Source organism: Pantoea sp. XY16 (assembly GCF_025153065.1).
Lineage (GTDB): Bacteria > Pseudomonadota > Gammaproteobacteria > Enterobacterales > Enterobacteriaceae > Pantoea > Pantoea alfalfae.
In genome coordinates this window covers 175,850-196,842 of sequence record NZ_JANZNP010000002.1, presented here as the reverse complement: position 1 = coordinate 196,842, position 20,993 = coordinate 175,850, and the positions used below count along the sequence as shown (strand labels likewise).

General features: G+C 52.6%; 14 protein-coding genes. 4 read left to right on the top strand and 10 right to left on the bottom strand.

Annotated elements, in window-relative coordinates:
• Positions 1 to 138: 138 nt before the first annotated feature.
• The 5 genes from ihfB to serC form a co-directional block, all read right to left on the bottom strand.
• Positions 139 to 423, bottom strand: a complete 285-nt coding sequence (ihfB, locus tag N1689_RS02525) for an integration host factor subunit beta (RefSeq protein WP_003849360.1) — start codon at positions 421 to 423, stop codon at positions 139 to 141.
• Positions 424 to 505: 82 nt separating this feature from the next.
• Positions 506 to 2,179, bottom strand: coding sequence for a 30S ribosomal protein S1 (gene rpsA, locus N1689_RS02520; RefSeq protein ID WP_003849352.1), 1,674 nt, complete (start codon positions 2,177 to 2,179; stop codon positions 506 to 508).
• A gap of 108 nt (positions 2,180 to 2,287) precedes the next feature.
• Positions 2,288 to 2,974, bottom strand: coding sequence for a (d)CMP kinase (gene cmk / locus N1689_RS02515; RefSeq protein ID WP_013357315.1), 687 nt, complete (start codon positions 2,972 to 2,974; stop codon positions 2,288 to 2,290).
• Between the two features lie 199 nt (positions 2,975 to 3,173).
• Positions 3,174 to 4,460, bottom strand: coding sequence for a 3-phosphoshikimate 1-carboxyvinyltransferase (aroA, locus tag N1689_RS02510; protein WP_260057774.1), 1,287 nt, complete (start codon positions 4,458 to 4,460; stop codon positions 3,174 to 3,176).
• An 82-nt stretch (positions 4,461 to 4,542) separates the two neighbouring features.
• The gene (gene serC, locus N1689_RS02505; RefSeq protein ID WP_161736096.1) at positions 4,543 to 5,628 is read right to left on the bottom strand and encodes a 3-phosphoserine/phosphohydroxythreonine transaminase; all 1,086 of its coding nucleotides are present in this window, start codon (positions 5,626 to 5,628) and stop codon (positions 4,543 to 4,545) included.
• Positions 5,629 to 5,954: 326 nt separating this feature from the next.
• On the opposite strand from serC, the gene ycaO reads away from it, so the two are divergent.
• The 4 genes from ycaO to pflA all read left to right on the top strand — a co-directional run bounded on the left by ycaO (position 5,955) and on the right by pflA (position 12,209).
• A complete protein-coding gene (gene ycaO, locus N1689_RS02500) occupies positions 5,955 to 7,718 on the top strand; it encodes a 30S ribosomal protein S12 methylthiotransferase accessory factor YcaO (RefSeq protein WP_260057773.1) in 1,764 nt (587 codons plus the stop codon).
• 373 nt (positions 7,719 to 8,091) lie between these two features.
• Positions 8,092 to 8,952, top strand: coding sequence for a formate transporter FocA (focA, locus tag N1689_RS02495; RefSeq protein WP_161734222.1), 861 nt, complete (start codon positions 8,092 to 8,094; stop codon positions 8,950 to 8,952).
• Positions 8,953 to 9,023: 71 nt separating this feature from the next.
• Positions 9,024 to 11,306, top strand: coding sequence for a formate C-acetyltransferase (pflB, locus tag N1689_RS02490; protein ID WP_260057772.1), 2,283 nt, complete (start codon positions 9,024 to 9,026; stop codon positions 11,304 to 11,306).
• A 162-nt stretch (positions 11,307 to 11,468) separates the two neighbouring features.
• Positions 11,469 to 12,209 (top strand): pyruvate formate lyase 1-activating protein, encoded by a 741-nt coding sequence (gene pflA, locus N1689_RS02485; protein ID WP_161734226.1) that lies wholly within the window; start codon positions 11,469 to 11,471, stop codon positions 12,207 to 12,209.
• Positions 12,210 to 12,261: 52 nt separating this feature from the next.
• Here pflA and N1689_RS02480 read toward each other — a convergent pair whose 3' ends face one another.
• The 5 genes from N1689_RS02480 to N1689_RS02460 all read right to left on the bottom strand — a co-directional run bounded on the left by N1689_RS02480 (position 12,262) and on the right by N1689_RS02460 (position 20,927).
• A complete protein-coding gene (locus N1689_RS02480) occupies positions 12,262 to 13,413 on the bottom strand; it encodes an MFS transporter (RefSeq protein WP_260057770.1) in 1,152 nt (383 codons plus the stop codon).
• Between the two features lie 320 nt (positions 13,414 to 13,733).
• On the bottom strand, positions 13,734 to 15,026 hold the full coding sequence (serS, locus tag N1689_RS02475) for a serine--tRNA ligase (RefSeq protein ID WP_033732108.1): 1,293 nt from the start codon (positions 15,024 to 15,026) through the stop codon (positions 13,734 to 13,736).
• A gap of 92 nt (positions 15,027 to 15,118) precedes the next feature.
• Positions 15,119 to 16,462, bottom strand: coding sequence for a replication-associated recombination protein A (locus tag N1689_RS02470; protein ID WP_161734230.1), 1,344 nt, complete (start codon positions 16,460 to 16,462; stop codon positions 15,119 to 15,121).
• 7 nt (positions 16,463 to 16,469) lie between these two features.
• Positions 16,470 to 17,081 carry an outer membrane lipoprotein chaperone LolA gene (gene lolA / locus N1689_RS02465; protein WP_003849334.1) on the bottom strand — a complete coding sequence of 204 codons (612 nt, stop codon included), beginning with the start codon at positions 17,079 to 17,081 and terminating at the stop codon, positions 16,470 to 16,472.
• A gap of 177 nt (positions 17,082 to 17,258) precedes the next feature.
• Positions 17,259 to 20,927: a DNA translocase FtsK 4TM domain-containing protein gene (locus N1689_RS02460; RefSeq protein WP_260057767.1), complete on the bottom strand. Its 3,669-nt coding sequence runs from the start codon at positions 20,925 to 20,927 to the stop codon at positions 17,259 to 17,261.
• Between the last annotated feature and the right edge of the window lie 66 nt (positions 20,928 to 20,993).

Below are 20,993 nucleotides of genomic sequence, written 5' to 3'. Positions count from 1 at the left end.
GTGAGGCTGGAGCCGTTTCGCAAGGAGAGCGCGGCATTGCAGTGTGGATGACCGTAATCTGGATGTCAGGTCTCAACCTGGATAGCAGGCAAAAAAAAACGACATCCGGAGATGTCGTTTATCTGGTTCGGTATCGGCTTAGCCGTAGATATTTGCGCGATCGCGCAGTTCTTTGCCTGGCTTAAAGTGGGGAACGTATTTACCTTCCAGATCCACTTTGTCACCCGTTTTCGGGTTACGTCCAGTACGCGGAGCGCGATAGTGCAAAGAAAAGCTGCCGAATCCCCGGATTTCGATGCGTTCGCCTTGTGCCAGCGTAGTGGCCATATGCTCAAGCATCTCTTTTACTGCATCCTCAACGACTTTCGCCGGTATATGAGTATGCTGTCCCGCCAGTCTTTCGATCAGTTCTGACTTGGTCATGTAACCTCCGGTTTATCCCTGTAGGAATGTATGACAGCTTTTACCGAAACCGGGTGGTTGCCCACCCGGTGCTTCAGGTCGATTACTCGCCTTTAGCCGCTTTGAACGCTTCAGCCATAGCGCTAGAGAAATTGCCTTCTTCCTGTTTGGTGTTAACAGTATTGATAGCTTCTTTCTCATCAGCCTGGTCTTTCGCACGGACAGACAGGCTTACGACACGGTTTTTACGATCAACGCCGGTGAACTTAGCTTCAACGTCGTCGCCAACGTTCAGAACCAGAGTTGCATCTTCAATGCGGTCCAGTGAAGCTTCAGAAGCGCGCAGGTAACCCTCAACGCCGTCTGCTAATTCAACTGTAGCACCTTTAGCATCAACTGCAGTCACTTTACCGGTGACGATGGCACCTTTCTTGTTCAGAGTGATGTAGTTGTTGAACGGATCTTCTGCCAGCTGTTTAACGCCCAGAGAGATACGCTCGCGCTCTGCATCAACCTGCAGTACAACGGCAGCGATTTCATCGCCTTTTTTGTACTCACGAACGGCTTCTTCGCCGGTCGCGTTCCAGGAGATGTCAGACAGGTGAACCAGACCGTCGATGCCGCCGTCCAGGCCGATGAAGATACCGAAGTCAGTGATTGACTTGATTTTACCTTCAACACGATCGCCTTTGTTGTGCGTCTCAGCGAACAGCTGCCATGGGTTAGATTTACACTGTTTCAGACCCAGGGAGATACGACGACGCTCTTCGTCAATGTCCAGAACCATAACTTCAACAACATCGCCTACGTTAACAACTTTAGACGGATGGATGTTTTTGTTGGTCCAGTCCATTTCAGACACGTGTACCAGACCTTCAACGCCTTCTTCGATTTCCACGAAGCAGCCATAATCAGTCAGGTTGGTAACACGACCGGTCAGGCGAGTGCCTTCCGGATAGCGTTTAGCGATAGCAACCCATGGATCTTCGCCCAGCTGCTTCAGACCCAGAGAAACACGGGTACGCTCGCGGTCGAACTTCAGCACCTTAACGGTGATTTCGTCGCCAACGTTAACGATTTCGCTTGGATGCTTAACGCGTTTCCATGCCATATCAGTGATGTGCAGCAGGCCATCAACGCCGCCCAGATCAACGAATGCACCGTAGTCAGTGAGGTTCTTAACGATACCTTTAACTTCCATGCCTTCCTGCAGGTTTTCCAGCAGCTGATCGCGCTCTGCGCTGTTTTCGGATTCGATAACCGCACGACGTGAAACCACGACGTTATTGCGTTTCTGATCCAGCTTGATGACTTTGAACTCAAGCTCTTTGCCTTCCAGGTGCAGCGTATCGCGCACCGGACGCACATCTACCAGTGAACCTGGCAGGAACGCACGGATACCGTTGAGCTCAACTGTGAAGCCGCCTTTAACTTTGCCGTTGATAACACCGGTAACAGTTTCAGCGTCTTCGTAAGCTTTTTCCAGCGTGATCCATGCTTCATGGCGCTTAGCTTTCTCACGGGACAGCAGGGTTTCACCGAAGCCGTCTTCCACTGCATCCAGAGCAACATCAACTTCGTCGCCTACCTGGATTTCCAGTTCGCCGGCTGCGTTCTTGAACTGCTCTGCAGGAATTGCAGATTCAGATTTCAGACCCGCATCAACCAGAACGACATCTTTGTCGATAGAAACGACGATGCCACGAACGATAGAACCCGGGCGGGTTTCGATTGTTTTTAAGGATTCTTCAAATAGTTGAGCAAAAGATTCAGTCATATTGATAATCTTCAGGATTCTTCAATTTAACGTCCATCTGACTTCATGTCGGATGGGGTTGTTTCACATGCCCGGCACCGGATCCGTGGTACAGGGTGATAAATTCAGTTAAGCCGGAATGCCCAGCTTCTCGCGGGCATAGTGTAGCGCTTTTTCAATGACCTGGTCGATAGACATCTCTGTAGAGTCCAGAACCAGTGCATCGGCAGCAGCGACTAAAGGCGCAATTGCGCGGTTACGATCGCGGTCGTCGCGTTCTTTTATCTCGGCTAAAAGGCGGTCAAAGTTAACATTAAAGCCATTTCCCTGCAACTGTAGCATACGTCGCTGAGCACGCTCTTCCGGGCTGGCATCAAGGAAAATCTTTACTGGCGCATCCGGGAAAACCACGGTGCCCATATCGCGGCCATCAGCGATCAGGCCCGGCATCTCACGGAAACCGCGCTGACGGCGCAATAACGCTTCGCGCACCCGCGGAAAGGCAGCGACACGTGAGGCGGTGTTGCTGACCTCCTGAGTGCGGATTTCACCGGTAACATCTTCACCTTCAAGTATGACCTGCATTTCACCATTTTGTGACAAAAAGCGCACATCAAGATGTGCAGCAATCGGCACCAGCGCTTCTTCAGATTCAATGTCCACTTGATGATGCAATGCCGCTAACGCCAGCACGCGATAAATAGCACCAGAGTCCAGCAGATGCCACTGCAGCGATTCTGCCATCGCTTTGCACAGGGTTCCCTTTCCCGCTCCACTTGGCCCATCAATAGTTATGACCGGGGCAGTTACTGTCATTATTCCCTCCTGTTGCTGCGTGCATTATGACCTTCAGGTCACCCTTAATGCTTAGCATTATACGCTGCATAGCAAGGCTTGGTTACCCTTTCGCACTGACCGGGTTCGAAATGTTAGTCAATTCAGAGGATATCGGTCAGGTTACAGCCAGATTGAATCAGGGGGAGACCCGGTGCGGAACCGCACCGGAAAGGCGATATCAGGCGTGCTGGCTGATTTTAGCCAGCTGAACAAAATAGTCCGGGAAGGTTTTCGCTGTACAGCCAGGATCGAGAATAGTTACTGGTGTATCGGAAAGGGCAACCAGCGAAAAACACATTGCCATGCGGTGATCGTTGTAGGTACCAATATCAGCATGAATCAGCGATGCTGGCGGTGTAATACGGATATAGTCATGGCCCTCTTCAACTTCCGCCCCCACTTTACGCAGCTCTGTAGCCATTGCGCTCAGTCGATCAGTCTCTTTTACTCGCCAGTTATAAATATTACGTAACTGGGTCGTGCCGTCGGCAAACAGCGCGGTGGTCGCGATGGTCATGGCAGCATCCGGGATATGGTTCATGTCCATATCAATGGCCTGCAGTTTTCCGGCCGTGCAGGCAATGAAATCATCGCCCCACTCAATTACCGCACCCATCCTTTCCAGCACATCAGCGAAACGGATATCGCCCTGCACACTCTGGCGTCCGATACCGGTGACGCGAACCGTGCCACCTTTTATTGCGCCGGCAGCCAGGAAATAGGAGGCGGAAGAGGCATCGCCTTCAACCAGGTAATCGCCCGGTGACTGATACTGTTGCTGTCCCTTAATCAGGAAGCGTTGATAGTTCTGATTCTCAACCCCGACGCCAAAGCACTGCATCAGATTGAGTGTGATATCAATATAAGGTTTGGAAACCAAATCGCCTTTGATAGTGATGCAGGTATCCTGCTGTGCCAGCGGCGCGGTCATCAGCAGTGCTGTCAGGAACTGACTGGAGACGCTGCCATCTACACTGACTTCCCCCCCGGTGAAACCACCGCGTAAACGCAGCGGCGGATAACTTTCGTTTTCCAGGTACTCAATACTTGCTCCCCCCTGACGAAGTGCATCAACCAGATGCCCGATTGGACGCTCTTTCATGCGGGGTTCGCCGGTCAGCTCGATATCGTGCTCGCCCAAACAGAGTGCAGCGGCCAGAGGACGCATTGCGGTTCCGGCATTGCCCAGAAACAGCGACAACGGTTGAGAGGAGTGCAGTGGCCCGGCATTTCCCGTCACTTCACACACGGTGCGATCGCTGGAGAGCGTATAGCTTACGCCCAGCGCGGTCAGCGCATTCAGCATATGCTTAACATCATCGCTGTCGAGCAGGTTGGTGAGACGGGTGGTACCTTCAGCCAGCGCAGCCAGCAGCAATGCGCGATTGGAAACGCTTTTTGAGCCGGGCAGATTTACGGTGCCATCGACGCGCGCGATCGGTTGGAGAGTCAGGGAGTCCTGCATGTGAAACGAAATCCTCAAAAAATACAGAGACCTCGCCCTATGACGAGGTCTGGCATCAGCATCAACGCTGATATCTTAATAATCAGCCGTGACGGCGTTCAAAGTCGACCATGAAATCGGTCAGCGCCTTCACACCTTCCAGCGGCATCGCATTATAAATAGAGGCGCGCATACCGCCTACTACACGATGGCCTTTAAGCGCATGCAATCCTGCCTTAAATGACTCTTCCAGGAACAGTGCATCGAGCGACGCATCAGCCAGCTGGAAAGGAATATTCATGCGCGAGCGATTTTCTTTAGCCACATCGTTACGGTAGAAGCCACTGTGATCGATAACGCCATAAAGCAGGTCAGATTTTGCCTGATTGATACGATCAATTTCGGCCACACCGCCCTTCTCTTTCAGCCATTTAAACACCAGGCCTGAGAGATACCATGCAAATGTTGGCGGGGTATTAAACATCGAATCATTATCGGCCAGCACTTTGTAATCAAGAATTGAAGGTACAGAGGCGTGCGCCTGACCCAGCAGATCGTCGCGAACGATAACCAGCGTTAACCCGGCCGGACCGACATTTTTTTGCGCACCCGCATAAATCACGCCATAGCGGCTCACATCGATCGGACGTGACAAAATGGTAGATGAGAAGTCAGCGACAACAGTTTTATTGCCGAAATCGGGCTGTTCATCAATGGCGATGCCATCGATAGTTTCATTCGGGCAGAAATGCAGATAAGCAGACGATTCACTCACCTGCCATTCGCTCATCGGCAGAATGGCACGTTTACCATCGCGAGTGGTTTTCACATCCAGCGTACGCGGAGAACAATACTTTTCCGCTTCTTTAATTGCACTGTGTGCCCAGTAGCCGCCATCGACATAGTCGGCGCTGGTCGCTTGCCCGAGCAGATTACCCGGTACTGCAGCGAACTGCGCACGCGCGCCGCCATGACAGAATAAAACTTTGTAATTAGCCGGTATTTTTAGCAGATCACGGAAGTCCTGCTCCGCTTCCTCAGCCACCTGAATAAACTCTTTACTGCGGTGACTGATCTCCATTACAGAGGTACCCAGACCGCGCCAGTTCGTCAGCTCCTGTTCTGCACGACGAAGGACTTCAACCGGTAGCATCGCCGGGCCAGAGCTAAAATTATAAACTTGCGTCATTTCCCCTCACCACTGTCATATCGAACGGTTATGAATAACCATCCGGTTTTATCACTGCATTCTGATAGCTGCAATCATAAATCAGGGTGCGGTCACATTTTCTGAATCCGGCTCGCCGGAGGTTATGTTACCAATGTAAATCTCAACGGAATTTTGTGAGGCTTTATCTAGCGCCATCAATCTGCGTTTGGCCAGAGTGCCGCTGTGATGAAAACTACGTCGGTAAACTAAGCCGGTAAAAATGTCCCGCCCTGATAGCGGTCAGTTAGCAAAATCCGTATCATGGCGCGCTTTACGCACCCTATGACAACAGAGAGAGCGGCACTATGACGCAAACATTTATCCCGGGCAAAGATGCCGCACTGGAAGACTCCATCGCGCGTTTCCAGAACAAGCTGCAGGATCTTGGCTTTAACATTGAAGAAGCCTCCTGGCTGAATCCTGTCCCCCATGTCTGGTCAGTGCATATCCGCGACCGCGATTGCCCGCTCTGTTTTACCAATGGTAAAGGCGCCAGTAAAAAAGCGGCACTGGCCTCTGCACTGGGTGAGTATTTCGAGCGTCTCTCTACTAACTATTTTTTTGCTGACTTCTGGCTGGGGAAAAAGATCGCTGACGGTGATTTTGTTCACTATCCCAATGAAAAATGGTTTGCGTTACCAGAGGATGATTCTTTACCTGAAGGCATTCTGGATGCGCGCCTGCACGCGTTTTACGATGCCGACAATGCTCTGACGGCTTCCGGCCTCATTGATTTGCAATCCGGCAATGCTGAGCGTGGTATATGCGCTCTGCCCTTTACCCGCCAGTCCGATCAGCACACTGTCTATATTCCGATGAACATTATCGGCAACCTCTATGTTTCAAATGGCATGTCTGCAGGTAACACCGCAAATGAAGCCCGTGTTCAGGGGCTTTCAGAAGTGTTTGAGCGCTACATTAAAAACCGCATTATTGCGGAAGCAATCAGCCTGCCAGCGATTCCTGATGAGGTGATGCAGCGCTATCCTGACGTCATTGAAGCGATTGCGCGCCTTGAAGCAGAAGGCTTCCCGATTTTCGCTTATGACGCCTCGCTGGGTGGCAAATATCCGGTTATTTGTGTGGTACTGTTTAACCCGACCAACGGCACCTGCTTTGCCTCATTTGGTGCGCATCCTGATTTCGGTGTGGCGCTGGAGCGTACCGTCACCGAGTTGCTGCAGGGTCGCAGCCTCAAAGATCTGGATGTGTTTACACCACCGACCTTTGATGACGAAGAAGTGGCTGAACATGCCAACCTCGAAACACACTTCATCGATTCAAGCGGTCTTATCTCCTGGGATCTGTTTAAAGAGACGGCGGATTATCCCTTTGTCGACTGGTCTTTCGCAGGCAGCACCGAGCAGGAATTTGCTACGCTGATGGCGATCTTCGCTTCAGAAAATCAGGAAGTCTATATCGCTGACTACGAGCACCTGGGTGTTTATGCCTGCCGCATTATCGTACCTGGCATGTCTGATATCTACCCGGCGGAAGATTTGTTCCTGGCGAATAACAGCATGGGTGCTGGCATCCGTGCAACCCTGCTTGCCCTGCCTGACAGCAACTGGAATCCGGAAGAGTATCTGGATCTGATTGGACAGCTGGATGATGAAGGTTTTGACGACTTCACCCGTGTTCGCGAGCTGCTGGGTCTGGCAACCGGTAAAGACAACGGCTGGTACACGCTGCGTATTGGCGAACTAAAAGCGATGCTGGCGCTGGCGGGCGGCGATCTGGATCAGGCATTGATCTGGACAGAATGGACAATGGAGTTTAACAGCTCAATCTTTACGCCAGAGCGGGCTAATTACTATCGTTGCCTGCAGACCCTGCTGTTACTGGCAATGGAAGATGAGCGCGATCCGCTGCAATATCATCACGCCTTCCTGCGTATGTATGGTGAGAACGCAATGGAAGCGGCTTCCGCCGCTATCAGTGGTGAGAATCCGTTTAATGGGCTTCAGGCTGTGGATGAAGAGTTGCAGGCATTTCCGGCTCATCAATCCCTGCTTGCTGCATACGAAAAACTGCAAGCTGCCAAACGTCATTACTGGAAAAAAGCGTAAGGCATAACGCCTGACGCTGGAAACAGATAGCTCAACATGGCACTGGATTTATCTGGTGCCATAATTTTCCTCTATCTCAATGAAACATTAGCTGTAATAAAAATACCTTCCGCCACATTCCATTATTTTACTTAACATATAAGATATTAATTTATAACACCGCTTGAATTAAAAACGCGCGCAATCGCCTGTCATTAAAATATATTTGTATTTTTAAAATTTATTTAATACTTTATTTTCAGTAAGTTACGCAATTATTTTTCCATTTAAACACGATAGCCTGGCTACCATTTCGTCAAACATGATCCACATCAATTACTGACCTATACTCCTTTGTTAGTATTTTTTCAGACAACTTCAGGAGTAAGTTAGTGTGAAAACTGACAACCCTTTTAATCTTTTATTACCCGCCGCAATGGCGAAAGTGGCCGAAGACGCCGGTATCTATAAAGCAACCAAACATCCCTTTACTACCTTCTTTCTGGCCATAAACGCTGGCGTATTCATCTCAATCGCATTCGTTTTTTATATTACAGCGACTACCGGCAGTGGCGCGATGCCTTATGGTATAGCCAAACTGATTGGCGGTATCTGCTTCTCTCTCGGTTTGATGCTGGTCGTGGTGTGTGGTGCCGACCTTTTTACCTCGACGGTACTAATCGTCGTGGCTAAAGCCAGTGGTCGCATCAGCTGGGGTCAGCTGGCCCGCAACTGGATTAACGTCTACGCCGGTAACCTGGCCGGTGCACTCTTCTTTGTCGCCCTGATGTGGTTTGCCGGACAGCATATGGTTGCGAATGGTGCATGGGGGTTGAATGTCCTGGAAACCGCCGATCACAAGATGCATCACACCTTTATAGAAGCAGTCTGTCTGGGTACATTAGCTAATCTGCTGGTCTGCCTCGCCGTCTGGATGAGCTATTCCGGTCGCAGCCTGACCGATAAGCTGGTCGTGATGATTCTGCCTGTTGGGATGTTTGTCGCCAGCGGTTTCGAACACAGCATCGCTAACATGTTTCTCATTCCCTATGCCATTACTATCCGCGACTTCGCAACACCTGAGTTCTGGCAGGCTGCTGGCACCACGGCTGCACAGTTTCATTCGCTGACCGTCAGTAACTTTATTCTCCATAATCTGATTCCCGTAACGATCGGTAACATCATCGGCGGTGGCGTTCTGGTTGGGCTGACTTACTGGGTTATCTATCTCCGCAAAGGTGACCAGGTACATTAAACGCATTTTTGACGGCACAGGACGTTGACTGTGCCCGACCGTAAAGTCTCTTCATATAAGGCAGGTATATTATGACCGAACTTAATGCAAAACTGGCTTCAGCATGGGAAGGATTTGCTGAAGGCGAATGGCAGAACAGCGTCAATGTGCGCGACTTCATTCAGAAAAACTACACCCCCTATGAAGGTGATGAGTCATTCCTGGCGGGCGCCACTGAAGCAACCACCAGGCTGTGGGAAAGCGTGCTGGAAGGCATCAAAATTGAGAACCGCACCCACGCGCCAGTCGACTTCGACACCGATCTCGCCTCCACAATTACCTCGCACGACGCGGGCTACATTAATAAGTCTCTGGAAAAAATTGTTGGTCTGCAGACTGAAGCACCATTAAAACGCGCCATCATTCCTTATGGCGGCATCAAAATGGTCGAAGGTTCATGCAAAGTGTATGGCCGTGAACTCGACCCTTCTCTGAAAAAAATCTTCACCGAATACCGCAAAACACACAACCAGGGTGTCTTCGATGTTTATACCCCGGACATTCTGCGCTGCCGCAAATCAGGTATTCTGACCGGTCTTCCTGATGCTTATGGTCGTGGTCGTATTATCGGTGACTATCGTCGTGTGGCGTTGTACGGCATCGATTTCCTGATGGCGGATAAATTCTCTCAGTTCGCATCACTGCAGGAAGATTTAGAGAACGGTGTGAATCTCGAGGCGACCATTCGTCTGCGTGAAGAGATCTCCGATCAGCATCATGCGCTGGCCCAGATCAAAGAGATGGCCGCAAAATATGGTCATGACATTTCCGGTCCGGCCACCAACGCGATGGAAGCTGTGCAGTGGACTTACTATGGTTACCTGGCTGCCGTTAAATCACAAAACGGTGCTGCCATGTCCTTTGGCCGCGTCTCAACCTTCCTGGATATTTACATTGAGCGTGATCTTAAAGCCGGTAAGCTGACGGAAGAACAGGCTCAGGAACTGATTGACCATCTGGTCATGAAACTGCGCATGGTTCGCTTCCTGCGTACCCCAGAATATGATGAGCTGTTCTCTGGTGACCCAATCTGGGCAACCGAATCACTGGCAGGTATGGGCGTTGATGGTCGTACACTGGTATCCAAAAGCACTTTCCGCTTCCTGAATACCCTTTACACCATGGGTCCTTCACCTGAGCCAAACATGACCATTCTGTGGTCAGAAAAACTGCCCATTAATTTCAAGAAATACGCCGCTAAAGTCTCTATCGATACCTCATCTTTGCAGTATGAGAATGATGACCTCATGCGTCCTGATTTCAACAATGACGACTACGCCATCGCCTGCTGCGTGAGCCCGATGATTGTCGGCAAACAAATGCAGTTCTTTGGCGCACGTGCCAACCTGGCGAAAACGCTGCTTTACGCAATCAACGGCGGCGTGGATGAAAAACTGAAAATGCAGGTTGGACCGAAAGGCGACAAAATCAGCGACGACGTGCTGGATTTCGACACCGTCATGGAGCGTATGGATCACTTCATGGACTGGCTGGCGAAGCAGTATGTGACTTCGCTGAACATCATCCATTACATGCATGATAAGTACAGCTATGAAGCGGCACTGATGGCCCTGCATGACCGGGATGTCTATCGCACCATGGCCTGTGGTATCGCCGGTCTTTCTGTTGCTGCGGATTCACTTTCAGCAATTAAATACGCCAAAGTGAAACCAATTCGTGACGAAGATGGTCTGGCGATCGACTTCGATATCGAAGGTGAATATCCACAGTTCGGTAACAACGATGCCCGCGTTGATGACCTGGCCTGCGATCTGGTTGAACGCTTCATGAAGAAAATTCAACAGCTGACTACCTATCGTAATGCCGTGCCGACGCAGTCTGTCCTGACTATCACTTCGAACGTGGTGTATGGTAAGAAAACCGGTAACACGCCGGATGGACGTCGCGCTGGCGCACCGTTTGGACCCGGTGCTAACCCGATGCATGGTCGTGACCAGAAAGGTGCTGTGGCTTCACTGACTTCTGTCGCTAAACTGCCGTTTGCCTATGCGAAAGATGGTATCTCCTATACCTTCTCAATCGTGCCAAACGCGTTGGGTAAAGATGATAATGTGCGCAAAACCAACCTTGCCGGTCTGATGGATGGTTACTTCCATCACGAAGCCAGCATCGAAGGCGGCCAGCACCTTAACGTCAACGTCATGAACCGTGAAATGCTGCTGGACGCGATGGAGCATCCGGAGAAGTATCCGCAGCTGACAATTCGCGTTTCTGGTTACGCTGTACGCTTTAACTCATTGACTAAAGAGCAGCAGCAGGATGTGATTACCCGTACCTTCACACAGTCACTGTAATCACGGCTAAACCCGATAAAAAGGCTCCTCGCGGAGCCTTTTCCTTAAAAGTCTGTTCTGATGGTCATCTTCATCAAGGTTCCTCTCAGAATCGATTTCCTGCCCTGAGCGCAACAGAGATTGCGCCGTCTGTCCCGGCAGACTCACTGGAGAAACATCGCAATGTCAGTTAACGGTCGTATCCACTCATTTGAATCCTGCGGGACCGTCGACGGTCCCGGCATCCGTTTCATCACCTTCTTCCAGGGCTGCCTGATGCGCTGTCTCTACTGTCACAACCGTGACACCTGGGATACTCACGGCGGAAAAGAGATCAGCGTCGAGGCGCTGATGGCGGATGTGCTCTCCTATCGCCACTTTATGAATGCGTCTGGTGGCGGTGTTACTGCGTCAGGGGGTGAAGCGATTCTTCAGGCTGAATTTGTGCGTGACTGGTTCCGCGCCTGCAAGGCCGAAGGCATCCATACCTGTCTCGACACCAACGGTTTCGTACGCCGCTACGATCCAGTGATCGACGAACTGCTCGACGTGACTGACTTAGTGATGCTCGATCTCAAACAGATGAATGATGACGTGCATCAGATTCTGGTGGGTGTATCCAATCATCGTACGCTGGATTTTGCCCGCTATCTGCAGAAAAAAGGCAAGCGGACCTGGATCCGATTTGTCGTGGTACCTGGCTATTCTGACGATGATGACACCGCGCATCGGCTGGGTGAATTCACACGTGACATGAAGAACGTCGAGAAGATTGAATTACTGCCCTATCACGAGCTGGGTAAGCATAAATGGATTGCGATGGGTGAAGAGTACAAGCTGGATGGGGTGAAACCACCGGGGAAAGAGACGATGGAACGCGTTAAAAACATTCTCGCCAGCTACGGTCACGAAGTGATGTACTGAATAATCGGTCATAAAAAAGGGAGCTTAACGCTCCCTTTTTACTGTTCAGCGATCAGGCATGTGCCACTGGCGTCGCCTGCTGATCCACTTTACGCAGCAGCATCAGCAGATAGATCAGCGCCACTGCGGCGATCATCACAAACAGCAGCCGGTCAGAATAATTCTGCATCAGAACAGAGGTCATTGCGGGTCCAGCCAGACTGCCAACGGTATAACTCATCAGCAGCGCCTGATTCATCGCAACCAGTTCATGATGTGCGACTGTCTCGCAAGCCCAGGACATCGCCACCGGATAGAGTGTGAAGCCTGCCAGTCCCAGAACAAACAGCGCTGGCGCCATTGCGGCATTGGTTAACATGGCCATCGCCCCCAGGATAACGACAAAGACCTGCACCCGCAGCACCAGCAAGCGGCCGAAACGATCGGCAAGACGACCAACTGGCCACTGCCCGACAATCCCTGCGCTAACCAGTAACGCCATCCAGTAGCCGACATTGGCATCACTCATTCCCTGATGCGACAGGTAAAGCGGCATCAGGCCATAAAGCGAGCCTAAAACGATACCGGAGATAATGCACCCATTGATGCCGAGACGTGAACTGCGGCGACGAAGCATCGGCCAGATGCGAGCCGGTGCCGCTTCAGCCGCTTCACCGGTGGCTGATACCCGTGTGAAGACCAGCGGCAGTACCGCGCAGAACACCAGCGAAGTGACCCAGGGTACTACGCTCAGTAATTCTGTTGAGAGTGTGCTGACCAGTAACTGACCGGTTACAGTGCCGAGATAATAAACGATCATATAGGCAGCCAGTAGCTGTCCACGATTGCGGACGGTTCCGCTACAGAGAAGTGCGCTTTCAACCACGACCCACATCAGTGCACAGCCTACGCCCGCGACAAAACGAAGCGAACTCCATGCCCAGAAACCTTCCATCGTTACCAGGCAAATCGTTGCCACGGCAAAGAGTCCTGTTGCCAGATAATAACTGCGATTAAACCCGTAATGCCTGATTAACCAGCCTGCCAGCAATGTACCTGCCAGATTGCCGGTGTAATAAGAGGAACTTACGATACCCACCTGCCAGGTTGTCAGTAAGTCATGCGTCAGCCACAGCGGAACAAGCGTATTCAGCACGGCAATGGCGACAGTCATTAACATCAGGCCGCAAAGCAGCAATATCACGGGGCGTGACCAGGTTGACATAGGGGATAAAAACCAGAGCAAAATGAAGGAAATTGCGCGCAGTTTGCCACTGGCTTTTTTAAAGTCAATGGGCCGAATTTGACAGCAGCACATTTTGCTGCGGGACAATTTAATTTACTAATCTTCAGTGGGTTACAATTGTATTATGCGGCACGCTGCTGAACGCTATCTCTATGAAAAATTAGCTTTTTAAGCGTTCCGGCGCACCTGGTATCGATAACGTTTATTTGTGAATAAATTCCGTCTCAATAAATCCTTTTTTTCAAAAATCAGGCATAAAAAAACCCGGCTATAGCCGGGTTTAAGAGATTGTGAATCGCTTAGCCGATGATATCAACGCCATTCATGTAGGGGCGTAAAACTTCAGGTACGGTGATGCGGCCATCTTCCTGCTGATAGTTTTCCAGCACCGCGACCAAAGTACGACCTACGGCCAGACCTGAGCCATTCAGGGTATGAACCAGACGCGGTTTCTTTTCCTGTTTGTTGCGGTAACGGGCCTGCATACGACGCGCCTGGAAATCACCCATGTTGGAACAGGATGAAATCTCACGATAGGTATTCTGCGCTGGCAGCCAGACTTCCAGATCGTAGGTTTTGGTCGATCCAAAGCCCATATCGCCAGTACAGAGTAAAACCTTACGATACGGCAGATTCAGCAGCTGCAGCACTTTCTCTGCATGACCAGTCAGCTCTTCCAGCGCATCCATTGACTGTTCCGGAGTGACAATCTGCACCATTTCAACTTTGTCGAACTGGTGCATACGGATCAGGCCGCGCGTGTCACGACCGTAAGAACCCGCTTCAGAACGGAAGCATGGCGTATGCGCGGTCAGTTTAACCGGCAGGCTATCCTCTTCCACGATCTCGTCGCGCATCAGGTTGGTCAGCGGCACTTCCGCGGTAGGAATCAACGCATAGTTGCTGCTGTCTGACTGCTCTTCCAGCGGACGGGTATGGAACAGGTCTTCGCCAAACTTAGGCAGCTGTCCGGTACCATAAAGCGTTTCGTGGTTAACGAGGTAAGGCACGTAGGTTTCAAGGTAGCCATGCTGCTCAGTGTGCAGGTCAATCATAAACTGACTCAGTGCACGGTGCAGGCGGGCAATCTGCCCCTGCATGACCACAAAGCGCGAACCGGTCAGTTTAACGGCAGCCGCAAAATCCAGACCTTTCGCCGCTTCACCCAGCTCAACGTGATCTTTAACCTGGAAGCTGAATTCGCGCGGTGTACCCCATCGGCTCACTTCCTGGTTTTCGCTGTCATCTTTGCCCAGCGGCACTTCATCTGCCGGAATGTTCGGCAGCGCCAGCGCAAAGTCACGGATTTGATTCTGCAGTTCATCCAGTTCTGCTTTTGCGGCATCCAGGCGTTCGCCCAGCGCGTTCACTTCCTGACGCAGCGGCTCGATGTCTTCCCCACGTGCTTTGGCCTGACCGATGGATTTGGATCGGGAATTACGCTCTGCCTGCAGATTTTCAGTTTCCACCTGCAGTACTTTGCGACGCTCTTCAAGCGAACGCAGCGTTTCCACATCCAGTTTGTATCCCCGGCGTGCCAGTTTTTCTGCGACTGCGTCTGGCTCGTTACGCAGCAGATTGGGATCGAGCATGCTTATCCTGTGTATAAAAAGTTGGTTGAAAGAAGGGACGCATTCCTGCGGAATGCGTTGAAAACATTGCCCACATTACCGTAACGTCTGTTTCAGCGGTAGCGTTTTGTCGGGCTATTTTGATCCTGCTCAGCGAGCCAGCTTAGCTTTTCACCAATCTTACCCTCAAGCCCGCGCTGGGTTGGAGTGTAATAGCGTGCGCTGGCCAGTTCCTGCGGAAAATAGACTTCACCGGCGGCATAAGCGTTGGTTTCGTCATGGGCATAACGATACTCTTTGCCCAGGCCCATCTCTTTCATCAGCTTAGTCGGCGCATTGCGCAGATGCTCAGGTACATCGTAATCGGGATGGTCGCGCGCATCGCGCATTGCAGCTTTAAACGCGTTATAGACCGCATTACTTTTAGGCGCGCAGGCCAGATAGACAATCGCCTGCGCAATAGCACGCTCCCCTTCTGCCGGCCCGACACGCGTAAAGCAATCCCAGGCCGCAATTGCCACCTGCATACCGCGTGGGTCGGCATTGCCGACATCTTCTGAGGCGATAGCCAGCAACCGGCGTGCCACATAGAGCGGATCGCCACCTGCGGTAATAATGCGTGCATACCAGTAAAGCGCCGCATCGGGTGCCGAACCGCGCACAGATTTGTGCAGAGCCGAAATCAGATCGTAAAAGCGGTCGCCTTTGTTATCAAAACGCGCGGATCGCTCACCCGAGACTTCGTTGAGCAACTGCGGCGTCAGTTCACGCTGACCCGAGGCGGTGATTTCGGCCATATCCGCCATCATCTCCAGCGTGTTCAGCGCCCGGCGTGCATCGCCATTAACCAGCTCAGCAATCATCCTGCGCGTGTTGTCCGGCAGCACAATATCACTGTCGCCATACCCGCGTGTTTTGTCCTGCATCGCCTGATCCAGCACCTGCTCAATATCTTTCAGAGTCAGCGATTTCAGCAGATAGACGCGGGCGCGGGAGAGCAACGCGGAGTTAAGTTCAAAAGAGGGGTTTTCGGTGGTCGCGCCAATAAAGGTAATCGTGCCATCTTCGATATGCGGCAGAAAAGCATCCTGCTGGCTCTTGTTAAACCGATGGACCTCATCCACAAACAGGATGGTGCGCCGCCCGGCATGTTTATTCTGGCGGGCACGCTCAATTGCCTCACGAATCTCTTTCACACCCGAAGTGACAGCTGAGATACGCTCCACATCGGCGTTACCATAATGCGCAATGATTTCAGCGAGTGTCGTCTTGCCGGTCCCGGGTGGTCCCCACAGGATCATCGAGTGCAGGTGCCCTGCTTCAATCGCGCGCGGCAGTGGTTTGCCCGCACCCAGCAGATGTTGCTGACCAATGTACTGTTTCAATGTTTCTGGCCGCATACGCGCGGCCAGAGGTTTGAAATTTTCGGTGGAAAAATCCAGAGACAGGTTACTCACCGTGACCTCACTGACGTTGGTCGTCCACCGTCACGCCTTTAGGCGGTGTGAACGTGAATTTATCCGGGCTGATAGCGCCATTCTGCTGGCTTTTCAGCTGGTAATCACTGCGCTGGCCATCCTGTTCGATAGCGCTGAAGCGGTTAATGGTGCCGCTGGAGGTCACCTGAATGGTGAACTGTTTCAGGTTGCCATCACTGTTTTTCGGTGTCAGCTCGAAATTGTCACCCTGCTGTTTGATGTTGTACTGCTTCCAGTCGTTCGACTGGTTGCGGGCAATCAGCATAAACGGCGTATTGCTGGTCGCATTCTGCAGCAGACTTACAGTCGCCTGCTCAACAAATGGATTGTAGAACCACAGCGATTTACCGTCAGAGATAATGATGCTTTCGTCCGGCGCGGTCATGTGCCAGTTAAACAGGCTGGGACGTTTAACCCACAATTCGCCTTCGCCATCCTGCACATTGGCACCGCTGCTGTCGGTCACTTTTTGCGTGAAGCTGGCGTGGAAGCTGCTGACCTTGTTCAGGCGCTGTTGCAGATCACTGGAAGCATCAGCCAGAACGCTGGCTGAAGAAAAAGTGGCCAACAGGCCAAGAGCGATTACGCGTAATTTCATCTGCTTCGATTCCTTATTTAAACGTTCCCATCGATAACTGCATTAAGCCTGGTCGCCGTTCCGCCATCAGAACAGAGGAAAAAGCCGAAAGCTGATCCAGATATGGGGGTTAACCGTATAAAAACAATGAGCCAGTCGAAACTGGCTCATTAAGTAGTGTTTCAAAACATTTAACCGCTACATATCGTGAGGCGGTGGCGACAGCACTTCACGGTTACCATTGTGGCCTGGTGCAGAGACGATACCCTGCGCTTCCATCTGCTCAATAATACGTGCAGCACGGTTATAGCCGATGCGGAACTGACGCTGAACGCCTGAAATCGAGGCTCGGCGCTTATCGACCACAAAGCCGACAGCCTGATCGAAGAGTGGATCGAGTTCTTCATCGCTATCGATGCCACCAGCACTTTCGCTCTCTTCGCCTGCCGTAATACTGTCGATATATTGCGGACGACCACGTGCTTTCCAGTCCTGAACCACCGCATGCACTTCCTGATCACGCACAAAGGCACCGTGAACACGAACTGGCAGTGAGGAGTTTGGCGGCATGTAAAGCATGTCACCCATACCCAGCAGTGACTCCGCGCCGCCCTGATCGAGAATGGTACGTGAGTCTATCTTGCTTGAAACGGTAAAGGCGATACGTGTCGGGATATTCGCTTTGATCAGGCCAGTAATGACATCTACGGATGGACGCTGTGTTGCCAGCACCAGATGGATACCCGCAGCACGGGCTTTTTGTGCCAGGCGCGCAATCAGCTCTTCAACCTTTTTCCCCACCGCCATGATCAGGTCAGCAAACTCATCGACCATCACTACGATATAAGGCAGTTTCTCCAGAACCGGCGGGGTCATATCCATGCTGTCGCCCGGTTTCCAGAACGGATCAGGAATCGGACGGCCCATCGCTTCGGCTTGCTCCACTTTTTCGTTGTAACCCGCCAGGTTACGAACGCCCAGCGCCGACATCAGCTTGTAACGTCGCTCCATTTCACCGACGCTCCAGCGCAGCGCATTCGCGGCATCCTTCATGTCGGTGACAACTTCGGTCAGCAGATGCGGAATGCCTTCGTAGACCGACAACTCCAGCATTTTCGGGTCGATCATAATGAAGCGAACTTCTTCCGGTGTCGCCTTGTAGAGCATGCTGATGATCATGGCGTTCACGCCCACAGACTTACCGGAACCGGTAGTACCGGCAACCAGCAAGTGTGGCATTTTCGCCAGGTCAGCCACGACCGGCTGACCGGCAATGTCCTTACCCAACACGACGGCCAGTGGCGACGGATTGTCGCGGAATTTAGGGCAATCCAGTACTTCACGCAGATAGACGGTCTGACGATGTTTGTTTGGCAGTTCCAGGCCCACATAAGGTTTGCCAGGGATCACTTCCACCACGCGAACTGCGACAGTCGAGAGTGATCGTGCCAGGTCGCGCGACAGGTTAGAAATACGTGCGGCCTTCACACCCGGTGCCAGGTCAAGCTCGAAACGGGTGATAACCGGGCCAGGCGAGATGCCAACTACTTCGGCTTTGACGCGGTAATCGCCTAAGCGTGACTCCACCAGACGGGCAGTCTGCTCCAGCGAGAACATATCAACCGGCTCTTCCTCTTCAGGTGGCGCCGTCAGGAGATCCAGCGAAGGTAGTGGCGTGGACGGTTTCTCCAGCGGCTGCTCATGGCGCATCAGGAACGGATGGATCAGGCTGTCATGCAGTGAAGGTCTCGCTTCTTCAACTGGCTGAACCGGCTCAGCGGCTGGCGCGCTATAAGACGGCGCGCCATAAGCCGGGGCCTGAGGCGCAGTTGGTGCAGCATACACAGGCGCAGACGGAGCGGCATAATCCGCTTCAGGCTCTGCTGGCGTACCATAAGCAGGTGCAGAATAAGCCGGGACCTGAGCTGCCTCTGGTGCATGATAAACAGGCTCTGCGGGTACCACAGGCGTCGCTGGCGCACTATAGGCAGGTTCTGCCGGTGCAAAACGGGCAGGTGCAGGCACCTGAGCCGGTGCCTGAGGGCTTGAGACCTCACTCACCTGCTGCCACGGTTCGTGTGAAGCCGCAGGTGCTTCCGGCTCCGGCGTCGCGGCAATCGTAAACAGCGGTTCAGACGGGCCGTCATCCACCAGATCTTTCATCGGTGAAAAATCGAACGCTGAGGCAGTATCAATATTTAATACCGGCTCTTTTCTCACTTCAGGTTCATAGCGCTGCTGTTGCTGCTCGGCGAACTGACGTGCCAGTGCATCCTGCTGCTGCGCATCCTGCTCATCTTGTTCGTCCTGCTGCCAGCTGGTGCCGTAACGTTGCTGCTGCTCAGACTGGAAGGCCTGACGCAGTTCAGCCTGCTGCAGTGCCTCTTCTGCATCAGATGCAGTGGAAACCGACGTAACCGGGGCCGTTTCGCTCTCTTCCGCTTTGGCTTTCTCTTCAGCCATGCGCTGAGAAGGTAACTTAATGCCATAAGAGGCCAGTTCACGACGTGTAGGCAGTTTTACCGGATTAGGACGCGGCAGCGCCGGTCCGATACCCTGCTTAACCTGCGGATTCAGATTGGTTTCAGGTGCCAGGTCAAAAACAGGTGCAGTACGTGTGGCCGCCGTTGCGGCAGCGGCAGTGGCAGTGGCAGTGGCAGTGGCAGTGGCGGCTGTAGCGGCCGCAGGGATCGCTGATGTGTCACGCCAGTTACCCATTTTAGGTTCGTCATCGTCGTAAGCATTGAACGACGGCGCAGCCGGGGCTTCGTCTGGCATTTCAAAGTGGTAAAGCGGTGGTGAGGCCGCGGGTGCAGGAGCATTCTGCGCCGGAGACGGGGCCATCGTTGTACCATAGGATGCAGGGGTGCTCTGTGCAGATGCTGGAGCAGGTTGTGCCGTTGGCGATGCGGGCATTGCTGCTGATGCGGCAGGCACCGATGCAGTAAAGGCCGCTGCAGCAGGTGCCGCGTTAACCGGCGCTGCGGGAGCGATGGTCACTTCTGCAGCTTCCGCAGTGGCGGCTACTGCCGCACTGGTTGCGGCTGCCGCTTTCGCCAGTAGCGGATCCGGCTGTGTCGGCACAGGCTGAGGGGCAGCGCGTGGCGCGGAAAGCAGCACATCATCTTTCTGATCGGCAGCACGCGGCGCAGACAGCAGCACGTCATCATCCTGGTCGGCGACATGCAATGCAGGGACATCCGCATAATCTTGCGCGTCCCGCTCGTCATCCTGCCAGGGCTCATCGTGACGTGAGCGGTTGCTGGCAAACGTCAGCACGCCCATGACGACGCCGCCAATTCTTTCTGCAATGGTGAGCCATGACCAGCCGGTATACAGGGTTATCCCCGCTGCCCAGACGCAGAGCAGCATCAGCGTGCCGCCAGCCGGACTGAACCAGGGGGCAATAGCATTACTGACCAGGCTGCCAATCACGCCGCCCGAGGCAAAGTACCAGATATCATCGGCGTTCAGCGCCGCCATACCACAGGTCGTCACCACCAGCGCGAGGACGCCAATTAAGCGTAACCCGACGGCAAAGTAGTCAAAGTAGTCCTGGCTGTCGCGCTGACGGAAAGCAATCCAGCACAGACCCAGGATGACGGGCGGAATGGCGTACGCCATCACACCAAAGATGAAGAGTAAAGTGTCAGCCAGCCAGGCACCGACGCTGCCGCCGATATTATGGATAGGTTCATGCCAGGCCGTTTGCGACCAGCTCGGATCGGAAGGGTTAAAACTGACCAGTGAAACCATCAGGTAGATAGCAAACAGCGCCACCAGAATCAGCAACGCTTCCAGCAGACGACGTCCACTGCTCAGCGATTGTAACGAAACGTCTTTATCTTCTGTATATTCCTGGCTCAAGAGGACTCTCCAGGTGCCTGTAAAGTAAGAAGCAACAGCGTCGGGCAAGCCCGACGCTGATCCTGT

What these genes read in the sequence shown, in the direction of transcription:
- aroA (WP_260057774.1), bottom strand. Translation starts at nt 4,460, where the DNA reads ATGCAGGACTCCCTGACTCTCCAACCGATCGCGCGCGTCGATGGCACC.
- N1689_RS02480 (WP_260057770.1), bottom strand. Translation starts at nt 13,413, where the DNA reads ATGTCAACCTGGTCACGCCCCGTGATATTGCTGCTTTGCGGCCTGATG.
- lolA (WP_003849334.1), bottom strand. Translation starts at nt 17,081, where the DNA reads ATGAAATTACGCGTAATCGCTCTTGGCCTGTTGGCCACTTTTTCTTCA.
- serS (WP_033732108.1), bottom strand. Translation starts at nt 15,026, where the DNA reads ATGCTCGATCCCAATCTGCTGCGTAACGAGCCAGACGCAGTCGCAGAA.
- ycaO (WP_260057773.1), top strand. Translation starts at nt 5,955, where the DNA reads ATGACGCAAACATTTATCCCGGGCAAAGATGCCGCACTGGAAGACTCC.
- pflA (WP_161734226.1), top strand. Translation starts at nt 11,469, where the DNA reads ATGTCAGTTAACGGTCGTATCCACTCATTTGAATCCTGCGGGACCGTC.
- rpsA (WP_003849352.1), bottom strand. Translation starts at nt 2,179, where the DNA reads ATGACTGAATCTTTTGCTCAACTATTTGAAGAATCCTTAAAAACAATC.
- serC (WP_161736096.1), bottom strand. Translation starts at nt 5,628, where the DNA reads ATGACGCAAGTTTATAATTTTAGCTCTGGCCCGGCGATGCTACCGGTT.
- ihfB (WP_003849360.1), bottom strand. Translation starts at nt 423, where the DNA reads ATGACCAAGTCAGAACTGATCGAAAGACTGGCGGGACAGCATACTCAT.
- cmk (WP_013357315.1), bottom strand. Translation starts at nt 2,974, where the DNA reads ATGACAGTAACTGCCCCGGTCATAACTATTGATGGGCCAAGTGGAGCG.
- pflB (WP_260057772.1), top strand. Translation starts at nt 9,024, where the DNA reads ATGACCGAACTTAATGCAAAACTGGCTTCAGCATGGGAAGGATTTGCT.